The 12,107-nt window shown below is 58.7% G+C and carries 10 protein-coding genes; 9 read left to right on the forward strand and 1 reads right to left on the reverse strand.

Annotated features, from left to right (window positions below):
* Positions 1-112 precede the first annotated feature (112 nt).
* The gene (locus JMJ97_RS01760; protein WP_260698946.1) at positions 113-1,201 is read right to left on the reverse strand and encodes an iron-containing alcohol dehydrogenase family protein; all 1,089 of its coding nucleotides are present in this window, start codon (positions 1,199-1,201) and stop codon (positions 113-115) included.
* A gap of 511 nt (positions 1,202-1,712) precedes the next feature.
* On the opposite strand from JMJ97_RS01760, the gene ileS reads away from it, so the two are divergent.
* The 9 genes from ileS to JMJ97_RS01805 all read left to right on the forward strand — a co-directional run bounded on the left by ileS (position 1,713) and on the right by JMJ97_RS01805 (position 12,106).
* Positions 1,713-4,490 (forward strand): isoleucine--tRNA ligase, encoded by a 2,778-nt coding sequence (gene ileS, locus JMJ97_RS01765; protein WP_276550520.1) that lies wholly within the window; start codon positions 1,713-1,715, stop codon positions 4,488-4,490.
* 445 nt (positions 4,491-4,935) lie between these two features.
* A complete protein-coding gene (gene lspA / locus JMJ97_RS01770) occupies positions 4,936-5,463 on the forward strand; it encodes a signal peptidase II (RefSeq protein ID WP_260698948.1) in 528 nt (175 codons plus the stop codon).
* A complete protein-coding gene (locus tag JMJ97_RS01775) occupies positions 5,463-6,476 on the forward strand; it encodes an RluA family pseudouridine synthase (RefSeq protein ID WP_260698949.1) in 1,014 nt (337 codons plus the stop codon). The genes lspA and JMJ97_RS01775 overlap by 1 nt, the downstream gene beginning before the upstream one ends.
* Before the next feature lie 82 nt (positions 6,477-6,558).
* The gene (locus JMJ97_RS01780; RefSeq protein ID WP_260698950.1) at positions 6,559-7,854 is read left to right on the forward strand and encodes a glycosyltransferase family 2 protein; all 1,296 of its coding nucleotides are present in this window, start codon (positions 6,559-6,561) and stop codon (positions 7,852-7,854) included.
* A gap of 81 nt (positions 7,855-7,935) precedes the next feature.
* Entirely contained in the window at positions 7,936-8,358 is a 423-nt protein-coding gene (locus JMJ97_RS01785; RefSeq protein ID WP_260698951.1) for a prepilin peptidase, read from the forward strand.
* A 31-nt stretch (positions 8,359-8,389) separates the two neighbouring features.
* Positions 8,390-9,637, forward strand: a complete 1,248-nt coding sequence (locus tag JMJ97_RS01790) for a deoxyguanosinetriphosphate triphosphohydrolase family protein (RefSeq protein WP_260698952.1) — start codon at positions 8,390-8,392, stop codon at positions 9,635-9,637.
* A 61-nt stretch (positions 9,638-9,698) separates the two neighbouring features.
* Positions 9,699-11,048 carry a replication-associated recombination protein A gene (locus tag JMJ97_RS01795; protein ID WP_260698953.1) on the forward strand — a complete coding sequence of 450 codons (1,350 nt, stop codon included), beginning with the start codon at positions 9,699-9,701 and terminating at the stop codon, positions 11,046-11,048.
* Between the two features lie 100 nt (positions 11,049-11,148).
* Complete coding sequence (locus JMJ97_RS01800) at positions 11,149-11,736, forward strand: hypothetical protein (protein ID WP_260698954.1); 588 nt, start codon at positions 11,149-11,151, stop codon at positions 11,734-11,736.
* Entirely contained in the window at positions 11,729-12,106 is a 378-nt protein-coding gene (locus tag JMJ97_RS01805) for an ATP-binding protein (protein WP_117746030.1), read from the forward strand. Before JMJ97_RS01800 ends, JMJ97_RS01805 begins: the two co-directional genes overlap by 8 nt.
* The last annotated feature ends 1 nt before the right edge of the window (position 12,107 follow it).

Consider the following 12,107-nt stretch of genomic DNA (forward strand, 5'->3'; position numbering starts at 1 on the left):
CATCGAGTAGATGGTCGCCCCTTTTGCTGGCAAGCTAAACTATTTCACCAATTGTTCAATGGTATTTACCCATATAAAACCTGCCAAAATAAACCTGTCACTTTTTGGTAGGTTAGGCGAGGAGGGTGTGGCCGTAGGCGTCGGCGGCCTTGATGGCGGCGGCGAACTTTTCGTCGGTGAAGGGCTCGGGGTTTCCCTGCTTCCACTCGTTGGTGGCGTGTGCGAACTCGCACAGGGCCGGGATGTCTGCCTCGGAAAGCCCGACCTGCTCAAGCGTCACGGGCAGGCCCATCTGCTTGTTAAAGGCAGCGTAGCGTTCAAGGTTCTCGGTGTCGCCCGTAAAGGCAAACAGGACCAGCACGCCCAGGCTCACGACCTCGCCGTGCAGATAGGTGCCCTCACGCGGAATGCTGCACGTGGCGTTGTAGAACGCATGTGCCACGCTCGAGTTGTAGTAGTAATCGTTTTGGTTGGTCAGGTTGGAGACGTAGCCCGTGTTGACCACGATGTCGAGCGCGATCTGCTTGACGGCCTCGCTCGACAGGTCCTGGCGCACGTCCTCTAGACCCTGGACGCCATAGGTAAACAGCGGCTCGGAGCAGGTATGGGCGAGTGCCAGGCCAAGTCCAGCGGTGTGCTCCAGGTTGCCAGCGCTCGTGGCGTACTCGACCTCGGGCTGCTTGGACAGGGCATCGCCTACGCCGGCCCAGAAGTACTCCGCCGGAGCCTCGGCGATTATCTTGGGGTTGATGAAGATGTGCGCAGGGCGGTTGGGGTACGAATAGCCCTCGAGCGAGCCATCGTCGTTGTACACGACGGCAATGGCGGTCGCGGCGGAGCAGTTGGAACAGATTGTCGGGACGGTGAAGACTATCTTCTTGAGCTCGATGGCTGCGGTCTTCACGGTGTCGAGCGCCTTGCCGCCGCCGCATGCGATAAGCACGTCAGCTTCCTGACAGGCGGTGGAGTTCACGACTTTGGCGATATTGGCACGCGTGCTGTTGGTGCCATAGACGCGCGTCTCCAGAATCTCGACGTCGGTACCTGCCAGTGCGGCTTCAATGCCGGGAAGAGCTGCGGCCAGTGCCCGCTTGCCACCGATGATCGCGACCTTGGTCGCTCCGTATTCGGCCAGCGCGCCGGGCAGCTCGTCAAAGCAATCCTCGCCGACGGTATAGTCGCTCATTCCAATTGTGCGCATAGGTACCTTCTTTCGTGAGATAGAGTGCTTTCAGGTATTTTGCTCCTAGAGCAGGGCTGTAATAGCGAGAAATTTCGAACGTATAAAACCAGTGTTGAGGGTTTTTCGCCGGCGCGGAACGTGCTAGCATACTCCGCATAAGCGTTGATGGGGACGAGTAGTCGGCCGTCCGCATGCTACAGAGAGCGGGGAGCGCTGAGAACCCGTGCATGCGACCGATGAAAATCACCCCGGAGCTGCGGTCCCAACGGACGTGCCGCGCAGGCACGTCTTAGTAGATATCGCCGAGATGGTCGTCGATACAGGCCAGCCGAGTAACGGATGCGAGCGCGCGAATACGCGGGCGAGGGCATCTAAGCTGGGTGGTTAAGCGAAGAGCTTTTGCGGGCGTGCAGCCCGTTTTGTGGCGCTTCGTCCCAGCTTGCAGGGACGGGCGCTTTTTTTGGTGCCCATCGGGCGTGCGCGCCCACGACATGAAAGGGGTACCGTGGCAAACGAGTACAAGCAGACGATGAATCTGCCCAAGACCGGTTTTCCCATGCGTGCCGGTCTTTCCAAGTCCGAGCCCAAGCGACTCAAGGACTGGCAGGACAACAAGGTCTACGAGCAGGTTCTGAAGAAGAACGAGGGTCACAAGAAGTTCGTGCTGCACGACGGTCCTCCGTACGCCAACGGTCCGATCCACATCGGCCATGCCATGAACAAGATCTCCAAGGACATGATCAACCGTTACTGGATGATGCAGGGCTGCGAAGTTCCCTATGTCCCCGGTTGGGACTGCCACGGTCAGCCGATCGAGCACAAGGTCGAGGAGAAGCTCGGCACCGAGAAGTTCAACCAGACCTCCACGGCTAAGATCCGCGAGCTTTGCAACAAGTTCGCTGTCGAGAACATCGAGCTGCAGAAGGCCGGCTTCCGTCGCCTGGGCGTTCTTGGCGACTGGGACAACCCCTACCTGACGCTCTATCACCAGCATGACGCTGCCGACATCGAGGTCTTCAAGGCCATGTTCGATAAGGGTATGATCTATCGCGGTCACAAGCCCGTCCATTGGTGCAAGCACTGCCACACCGCGCTGGCCGAGGCCGAGATCGAGTACTCCGACGAGACGAGCCCGTCCATCTTCGTGCGCTTTGAGATGACTTCCAAGCCCGCCGGCCTCGAGAACTTCGACGGCCCGGTCGACTTTATCATCTGGACGACCACGCCGTGGACCATCCCCTCCGACCAGGCCGTTTCCCTTAAGCCCGGCGCCGCCTATGTCGCCGTTGAGCACGAGGGTCGTGCCGAGGTCATGCTCGAGGACCTGGCTCCCAAGTGCTGCGAGGAGTTTGGCTGGGAGTACACCCCGGTTATGGTCGACGGCAAGCCCTATGTGGTTCCCGCCGAGACCTTCCACCACATCCACTACAAGCAGCCGATCTTTGACGGTGTCGAGGGTGTGGCGCTGCTGGCCGATTACGTCGGTGTCGATGACGGTACCGGTATCGTCCACAACTCGCCCGGCCACGGCGTCGACGACTACTTTGCCTGCCTCAAGGAGGGCATCACCGACATCTGCATGCCGGTCGATGACGACGGCAAGTTCTACACCGGCGAGGAGTTTGGTACCGGTGGCCCCTTCAGCGGTATGGATACCGATGAGGCCAACCCGCACATCATCGAGTTCCTGCGCGAGCGCGGCACCCTGGTCCTCGAGAAGAAGATCACGCACAGCTATCCGCACTGCTGGCGCTGCAAGCACCCGGTGCTCTTCCGTGCTACCGACCAGTGGTTTGTCTCGATGGACAAGACCGGCTTGCGCGAGCAGGCTGGCAAGGAGGTCCGCGAGAACGTCAAGTGGTATCCGGCCCATGCCGCCAACCGCATTGGCGCCATGGTCGAGCAGCGTCCCGACTGGTGCATCAGCCGCCAGCGCAACTGGGGTGTGCCTATCCCCAGCTACACCTGCGCCGACTGCGGCGAGAAGGTCATGAACGACGCTACGCTCGACGCCGTCATCAAGCTCTTCCACGAGAAGGGCTCGGACGCCTGGTTCACCGACGCTCCCGAGAGCTACCTGGGCGAGGCCTGCGTCTGCCCCAAGTGCGGCGGCCATCACCTCAAGGCCGATAAGGACATCCTCGACGTGTGGTGGGATTCCGGCGTCTCCTGGAAGGCCGTCTGCGAGTATCGACCCGAGCTTGAGTACCCGGCTGACGTGTATCTCGAGGGCTCCGACCAGCATCGCGGTTGGTTCCAGAGCTCGCTGCTCACCTCGGTGGGTGCCAACGGCCATGCTCCGTACAAGGCGGTCGTCTCGCAGGGCTTCACGCTCGATGGCCAGGGCCGCAAGATGTCCAAGTCGCTCGGCAACGTCATCGACCCCAACAAGGTCTGCGACGAGATGGGCGCTGACATCATCCGTCTGTGGGTTGCCTCCGTCGACACCAGCTCCGACGTCTCCATCGACCATGAGATTCTCGCTCGTACGTCCGATGCCTACCGTCGTTTCCGCAACACGCTGCGCTTCCTGCTCTCCGAGCTCGAGGGTCAGTTTGAGCCCGAGACCGACGGCGTCGCCTTTGCCGACCTGCTGCCGCTCGACAAGCTCATGGTTGCCCGCCTGACTCAGGTTCAGGCCGAGGTCGACGACGCTTACTCTTGCTACGAGTTCCCGCGCGCTTACCGTGCGCTTTATGACTTCGTGGTTACCGAGCTTTCCAACGTGTACCTCGACGCCCTGAAGGACCGTCTGTACTGCGATAAGCCCGGCTCGCTCGAGCGCCGCAGCGCCCAGACCGTGCTGGCCGAGCTCTTCTCGATGCTCATGCGCGACCTGCAGCCGATTTTGTCCTACACCGTCGACGAGGCCATGGCATATGCGCCCGCCGGCTGCGTCGATCACCAGAAGTACGCCGCGCTGCTCGATTGGTACAAGTCGCCCATCACGGTCGATGAGGCCAACGAGTTTGAGGGCGTGCTCGAGGCTTCTCTTGAGCTCCGTAGTGCCGTGACCAAGGCCCTTGAGGATGCCCGTTCTGCCGGCACCTTCACCAAGAGCCAGCAGGTTCGCGTCAAGGCGGCCGTTCCCGCCGAGATGTACGCGCTGCTGACCGGTGACAAAGCGGTCGACCTGGCCGAGTTCTACATCGTCTCCGATGTTGAGCTGACCCAGGGCGAAGAGCTTTCCGTCTGCATTGATGCTGCCGAGGGCGAGTGCTGCGACCGTTGCTGGAACTACCGCACCACCGTCGGCGAGTACAACGGCCACGCTCATATTTGCAAGCGCTGCGCCGATGCTTTGTAGGTTACGGCGTTCGTAGAACGCCGTAACCTACCGACGCTGCAAACGCCCCTAAGCGGCAATCTGACGTTCAATCGTCGGTCGCGTACCAAAGTACGCTTCCCTCCTCTTTCACGTCACCTTGCTCGCTTAGGGACGTTTTCGCTGTTGGTGACGATAACGCGGCGTTTCCATTGCTGGAGCTAGAGGCTTTCTTTCGACTTGCGTTTTTAGTCGAAAGCTATTAAGCGACATTCCGTTATTCGGAATGTCGCTTTCGTTTTTAGCTGGTTATTTCGCTTGCGTTGGTGGATATGTCGTGCGTTCTGCGTATGGCAATATAAGATAGTTCTTTGTATTAAACGTAATTCGATGATCTTGAGGGTAGGGGATTTCTTTGGGTCGTGCTGGGGATATGACGCCGCCTTTGCGCTGGCGGTTAGGTGTTGCTGGTGGGGTGGTGCTGGTTGTGCTGCTTTTTGATCAGCTGACCAAGCTTGCGGTTCGTGCCGTGGGCGACGCTTTGCATGTGACTGTTATCCCCGGTGTGATCGACTTCCTGTTTGTCCGCAATATCGGTGCTGCCTTTAGCATGGGCGAGGGGCATGGCGTTGCGTTTGCTTTGCTGGCGCTTGCGGTCATTGTCGCCATTGCCGTGTACTTGCTTCGCGCGCCCCAGCTTGCTCGCTTGGAGGTTGTGGGCATGGCTATGGTCGCGGGCGGCGCCATTGGCAACGCGATCGACCGTCTGGCCTTTGGCTTCGTGACCGATTTTATTGCCACCACCTTCATCGACTTTCCCGTCTTCAATGTGGCCGATATCGGCATTACCGTGGGCGTTGTGCTCGCCCTCTTCGGCTACATGTTCTTGAGTCCCGCGGCCCGCGAGGTTGATGCGACTGCCGAGCTCAATGCCCGTGATGAGGCCCGCGCTAAGCGCAAAGCCAAGCAGCGTGGGGAGCGTGCCCGCAAGATTCGCGAAAGGAATGAGCGTTAATGGCCGACATCCATATTCTTGTTGCCGACGATTCCGCTGGTCAGCGTCTTGACGCCTATTTGGGCGCCAACGATGGCTGTCCCACGCGCTCTGCCTGCGCGCATCTGATCGAGGGAGGCGCCGTTGCCGTCAACGGTGAGACTTGTCTCTCTAAAAAGTACGCCGTACGCGCCGGCGATCGCATCTCGGTCGACTTGCCCGAGCCGCACGACCCGACCGACGTGATTCCCGAGGCCATTCCCCTCGATATCCGCTACGAGGACGACTACCTTATCGTGCTCTCCAAGCAGCGGGGCCTGGTGTGCCATCCCGCCCATGGCCACGAGAGCGGCACCCTTGCGAACGCTCTGGTCTACCACTGCGGCATCGATCATCTTGGTACTGTGCAGGGTGAGGACCGCCCCGGCATCGTGCATCGCCTGGATCGCGATACCTCGGGCCTTATGCTCGCGGCAAAAGACGACGACACCCAGCGCGCGCTTCAGAATCTCATCCGCACGCGCACGCTCGACCGTCGCTATATCACGCTCGTTCACGGTCACATCGCCATGGACGAGGGCACTATCAACACCGGTATTGCCCGTTCCACGCGCGACCGCGTGAAGATGGCGGTTTCGGATGACCCCTTTGCCCGTCAGGCCATTACGACCTTTAAGGTCCTCGAGCGCTTTGATTCCACGCGTTTTGACGACGGCTATACGCTCGTTGAGTGCCACCTGTTTACGGGCCGCACACATCAGATTCGCGTGCATATGCGCCATATCAACCACGCCTGCGTGGGCGATCCGCTCTACGGCAAGTGCGATGCGCGTGCCGATCAGGGCCTGACCAGGCAGTTCCTGCATTCTTGGCGCGTTGCGTTCGATCATCCCGTAACGGGGAAGCGCATTGAGTGCCGTGACGAGTTGCCGTGGGATCTCGCTGCGGTTCTCGACGATCTGGCTCCGCGCTCGTTCGGTCGCACGGCCGTTGGAGATGAAATCGTTCCGCAGCTCGGTCTTCTCGAAGCCTAGCCAGTATTAGGTGGTTTCTTGAACTCGGTAAGCCTGCGGTAAGATATACGATTGTTTACGTTACACGTTGCTGGGAGCCTGCATGCTCGCCTTTTTACAAACCAACACACCCATCGTGATCTTCAACCAGATTGTCGTCACGCTGCTCACGGTCTGCTTTCTGTACCAGGTGGTCTTCTTTGTCATTGGCGCTCTTCGTGGCGAGGTCGCGCCTCCCAAGGCCAAAAAACTCCATCGCTATGCCTTTTTTATCGCGGCGCATAACGAGGAAGCCGTAATTGCCAATCTCGTACGCTCCATCAAGGACCAGGACTATCCGTCCGAGCTTATCGAGGTCTTTGTCGTTGCCGACGCCTGCACCGACAACACCGCGCAGCTCGCACGCGAGGCCGGTGCCATTGTTTACGAGCGCAATGACCTGGCCCGAAAGGGCAAGAGCTGGGTCATGGACTTTGGTTTCGATCGCATTCTCAACGAGTATCCCGACACGTTTGAGGGCTACTTTATCTTCGATGCCGACAACGTTATCTCCCGCGATTACGTGTCCAAGATGAACGATGCCTTTGACCAGGGCTTCCATGTGGTCACGAGCTATCGCAATTCCAAGAACTTCGGCAGCTCGTGGATCTCGGCTGCTAATGCCACGTGGTATCTACGCGAGGCGCGCTTCCTCAACAACGCGCGCAATATCTGTAAGACGTCCTGCGCTGTTTCGGGTTCGGGTTACCTTATCTCGTCAAGCGTTATCGAGGGCATGCACGGTTGGCAGTTCCACACGCTGACCGAGGACATTCAGTTCACTACGTTCTGCGCTATTCACGGTATTCGCATTGGCTATGCGCCGGCGGAGTTCTTTGACGAGCAACCCGTGACGTTCAAGGCATCCTGGAAGCAGCGTATGCGCTGGACCAAGGGCTTTTACCAGGTGTTCTTTACCTACGGTAAGCATCTGGTCAAGTCGATGTTCCGCTATCATCGCTTTGCCGCCTACGACATGTTCATGACGATCGCCCCGGGTATGCTGCTATCGCTGATCTCGATGCTCGCTAATGCGACGTTCTTGATTGTGGGTGGCCTTTCGCATGGTTTCTTGGCAACCGAAGTCGAGATGCAGGCGTGCGCCGCTTCGCTCATTATGACCTTCGCCATGATGTATCAGACGTTCTTTATCCTGGCGCTGCTCACGACTATCTTTGAGTACAAGCATATTCACTGCGCGCAAAAGTGGCGCCTGGTGACTAACCTGTTTACCTTCCCGATCTTTATGTTCAGCTATATCCCCATCACGGTGGCCGCGCTGTTCCTGAAGGTCGACTGGGTGCCGACGCAGCACGCCGTCAACGTTACCCTTGACGAGGTCATGCAAGGCGCCAAATAACCACCACCAAAACCACCGCAAAGGGGACAGGCACCTTTGTGGTGGTTTTTGCTTTTGCGATGCAGCTCGAGGAGGAGTCCGATGGCCTATATCCCGTTTTGGATTTGCATCTTTGCCGGCGTGGCAATTGATGCCCGAGAGCGACGGTTTCCCAATGGGCTTGCCGGCGCATGTGCCGTGGCGGCGTTGGCGGGCGTTTGGCTCGACCTCGGTTTGAACACAGCGCTTGACCACGCCGGTCTTGCGGTCATCGTCTACCTTGCCCTTGTGCTCACTGAGTCGCTCTGGCGGCGCCTTCGCCACGCCCCGGGCATCGGCATGGGGGATGCCAAGGCGCTCTTCGCGCTTTGCACGCTCGACCCTATGGGTGGCATCGTGGCATTTGCCGTCGCACTCCTGGCCCTGGCCCTCTCCTGCCTCTTCACAAAATCACGCTCCCTGCCATTGCTCCCGTTTTTGGTGCCGATTTTTGCCATAATCGAGGTCGTGGGCTGCACTTTGTAACCGATTGCGCATCCTTCTTAAGGAGCATGCCATGGCAACTAATCAAGAAACGGCCGTCATTAAGGCGCGCATGGACCGTATTCCCTCGGCGTTGTCGCCCGAACTTGTCGAGCGCATTGCCGCCGATCGTGCTTCGGGCTATGTCAACCCGTATCGTTGCAACGACGATCAGGTCATTCGTCGTATTGATCGCGCCGCCGACAAAGGCACGCTTATGCGTCCGGCGTTTATGCGCGATACCGAAAAGATACTTCATCTTCCGGCGTACACCCGTTATGCAGGCAAAACGCAGGTCTTTAGCTTCCGTAGCAATGACGATCTGTCACGCCGCGGTTTGCACGTGCAGCTCGTCTCCCGCATTGCGCGCGATATCGGTCGCGCCCTGGGGCTCAATTGCGATCTGATCGAGGCGATTGGCCTGGGTCACGACTTGGGACACACGCCTTTCGGCCATGCCGGCGAGCGTTTCCTCAACGATATCTATCATGAGCGTACGGGGCGTTATTTTTTCCATAACGTGCAGTCGGTCCGCGTGCTCGACACACTGTACGGCCGCAACGTGTCGCTCCAGACGCTCGACGGCGTGCTATGCCATAACGGCGAGTACGAGCAGCGTGTGTTTGAGTTCTCGGACATGAGCTCCTTTGACCAGTTTGACCAGACGGTTGAGGATTGCATTGCCACGGGCTATAGCGCAATTGGGCATCTGCGTCCCATGACGCTCGAGGGCTGCGTCGTTCGCATCTCGGATATTCTTGCCTACGTCGGTCGTGACCGTCAGGATGCGATCGCGGCGGGCCTGCTTTCGCCCGACGTTTTTGATGATGGCCGGGGCGGTGCCTACAACAGTTGGATCCTTACGCATGCTTCCATCGATATCGTTGAGCACAGCTATGGTAAGCCGCGCATCGAGATGAGCGAGGACCTGTTTGGGGAAATCCGCCGAGCCAAGCGCGAGAACTACGAGAAGATCTATAGCAAGGGCGGTATCGAAGGCGATTCCGAGGTGGAGCTGCGCGAGGCCTTCGAAAAGCTCTACGACCGTTGCCTGCGGGATCTAAATAGTGGTGACGAGTCCTCTTACATCTTTAAGCACCATATTTCGCGCATTGAGCAGCAACTTTCCTACTACGATCGCACCTATGCCTGGCAGGACGACAAGGATCAAGCCGTGGTGGATTATATCGCGAGCATGACGGACGGTTATTTCTGCGAACTGACGAGCAAGCTGTTCCCGGGTCTAAAGTTTCCGCATCGTACCTATATTAACGAACGGTAGTTCGTATCCTTTCGGTATACTGGTTAGTTGAAAACGTTTTTGATTGATGCACGGGATGGCTATGGACGACCTTTTTTCTGCCTCGACGCGCGAGCGTTCCTTTAAAAATGCGCCGCTCGCGGTGCGCATGCGACCCAATTCGCTCGACGAGTACGTGGGCCAGCAAAAGGCCGTCGGTAAGGGCTCATGGTTGCGTGCCGCGATCGAGCACGACGTGCTTTCGAGCGTGATTCTGTACGGGCCGGCCGGTACGGGTAAGACGACGCTGGCCCACATTATCGCCAACCATACCAAGAGCGAGTTTGTCGAGGTCAGCGCCGTGACGGGTACCGTGAAGGATCTTCGCCGCGTGATTGACGAGGCCAAGACGCGCCTGAATACCTACGACCGCCGCACCATCCTGTTTATCGACGAGATTCACCGCTTCTCCAAGTCTCAGCAGGATGCCTTGCTGCATGCGGTTGAGAACCGTACCGTCATTATGATTGGCGCCACGACGGAGAATCCGTACTTCGAGGTCAACTCGGCATTGCTCTCGCGCGGTCGCGTGATGGAGCTTGAGCATCTTAAAGACGAGGATATCGCCACGCTTATCGAGCGTGCGCTCGAGGCGCCGCAGGGTTTGAACGGCAAGTTCTCGGCCGATGAGGATACGGTTAAGACCATCTGCACGCTGGCAGCGGGTGACGCTCGCTCGGCGCTCACGACGCTCGAACTTGCGAGCGAGATTGCCGTTACGCGTCCCGATACCGAGGGGACGCCAGCGCCGGCGGCGGGGGAGCGCTATCCCATCACCGTGGATGACGTAAAGATTGCCAACCCGCGTCGCGGCTTTACGTATGACAAAAACGGCGACATGCACTACGACATCATCAGTGCGTTCATCAAGTCCATGCGCGGTAGCGACCCCGATGCCACGGTCTACTGGCTTGCGCGCATGATCGATGCGGGGGAGGATCCTAAGTTTATCGCCCGTCGCATTATGATTCATGCTTCCGAGGATGTTGGCAATGCCGATCCGCAGGCTCTTCTTATAGCACATGCTGCGTTTAAATCTGCCGAGGTTATTGGCTATCCCGAGTGCCGTATTAACCTCGCTCAGGCTGCACTCTATGTGTGCTTGGCGCCAAAATCCAACGCGTGCGAGGCTTCGATCGATGCGGCGCTGGCCGATATCCATTCTAGTGGGCTTCGCGAGGTGCCGAGTTATCTGCGCGATCGCCATCGCCCGGGCAGCGATGAATACGGTATGTATAAGTATCCACATGATTATCCCGAAGGCTGGGTCGATCAGCGCTATTTGCCCGAGGGGCTGGAGCGCGGCGCGTTCTGGCAGCCTGCCGGCCGCGGTTGGGAAGAATGGCGCGTAGAGCAAAGTGAACGCGACCGCAGCGGGAATGCGCCGAAGTAGCTGCTGATAATTTTGTCCCACGTTGCTGCTCTTGGCATGTTCGGTCCCCTTTGGGGTACCATGGAAACCGTCTGTATATCGATTCCTTTGGGAGGCTTGTATGAGTCCCATTCAGATTGCCCTGCTGCTGCTCGCCGTTGCCGGCGTGTGGGCCATCGTTGAGCTCGCGCTTACCCTGCGCAAGACCCGCACCGTTGTCGACTCGTTCGATAAGACCGTGAACGACCTCAACAACACCATCGCCGAGGCTCAGCCTGTGGTGGCAAAGCTCGATGGCGCTGTCGATGAGCTTACGCCGGCGCTTGCCCAGATGGAGCCGCTGCTTAAGTCGAGCAAGACGGCAGTTGATGCCCTTACCTCCAATCTCGTAGAGGTCGAAGCCGTGGTTCGCGACATTTCCGAGGTTACGGGCAGCATGGCCGAGGCCAGCAATGCTGTGTCGAGCGTGACTGACTCTGCCGCCGGTGCTGTGCAGAAGCTCTTCAATAAGGTGAAGGCTCCTGCAGCCGATGCCGATCGCAAGCTCGCCGCTGCCGCTGCGGAGGCCGAGCAGCCTACCGAGCGCGTCCTAATTGGCGAGGACGAGGCCGCCGATGGCGCGGATGTGGCTCAGAATTCTGTAGCCAAGCCGGCTCATTATTACACCTATACGCCCGCCGAGACCTCTGAGGAGTCCTGCGATGAGTAGCGAAGCAACCTGCCCTATCACGCTGACCGTTGCCGGTGACCCGCGTCTCGCTCGCCTTGTGCGCATGACGGCAGCCAACGTTGGTGCCCTGTGCTCTATGTCTGTCGATCGCATCGAGGACATCCGCATGGCTGCCGAGGAGGCTTTCATCTTTGGTTGCACCGCGGTCGACTGCGACGACATCACCATCAAATTCGATGTCGATGAGACCCACGTTGGCATGACTATTACCTTTGGTGACCAGGCTACGGTCGATGAAGACGACCAGGCTGCGGTGTATGCCGAGCTCATCCTCGCGAGCGTGTGCGACTCCTACGAAAAGACTGCGGCGCCCCTGACGCTTTCCCTCGACCTCAAGGCGGATATTTAAT

It is taken from the genome of Collinsella aerofaciens (genome assembly GCF_025289055.1).
Taxonomy (GTDB): domain Bacteria; phylum Actinomycetota; class Coriobacteriia; order Coriobacteriales; family Coriobacteriaceae; genus Collinsella.

What these genes read in the sequence shown, in the direction of transcription:
- JMJ97_RS01760 (WP_260698946.1), bottom strand. Translation starts at nt 1,201, where the DNA reads ATGCGCACAATTGGAATGAGCGACTATACCGTCGGCGAGGATTGCTTT.
- ileS (WP_276550520.1), top strand. Translation starts at nt 1,713, where the DNA reads ATGAATCTGCCCAAGACCGGTTTTCCCATGCGTGCCGGTCTTTCCAAG.
- JMJ97_RS01775 (WP_260698949.1), top strand. Translation starts at nt 5,463, where the DNA reads ATGGCCGACATCCATATTCTTGTTGCCGACGATTCCGCTGGTCAGCGT.
- JMJ97_RS01780 (WP_260698950.1), top strand. Translation starts at nt 6,559, where the DNA reads ATGCTCGCCTTTTTACAAACCAACACACCCATCGTGATCTTCAACCAG.
- JMJ97_RS01785 (WP_260698951.1), top strand. Translation starts at nt 7,936, where the DNA reads ATGGCCTATATCCCGTTTTGGATTTGCATCTTTGCCGGCGTGGCAATT.
- JMJ97_RS01790 (WP_260698952.1), top strand. Translation starts at nt 8,390, where the DNA reads ATGGCAACTAATCAAGAAACGGCCGTCATTAAGGCGCGCATGGACCGT.
- JMJ97_RS01795 (WP_260698953.1), top strand. Translation starts at nt 9,699, where the DNA reads ATGGACGACCTTTTTTCTGCCTCGACGCGCGAGCGTTCCTTTAAAAAT.
- JMJ97_RS01800 (WP_260698954.1), top strand. Translation starts at nt 11,149, where the DNA reads ATGAGTCCCATTCAGATTGCCCTGCTGCTGCTCGCCGTTGCCGGCGTG.
- JMJ97_RS01805 (WP_117746030.1), top strand. Translation starts at nt 11,729, where the DNA reads ATGAGTAGCGAAGCAACCTGCCCTATCACGCTGACCGTTGCCGGTGAC.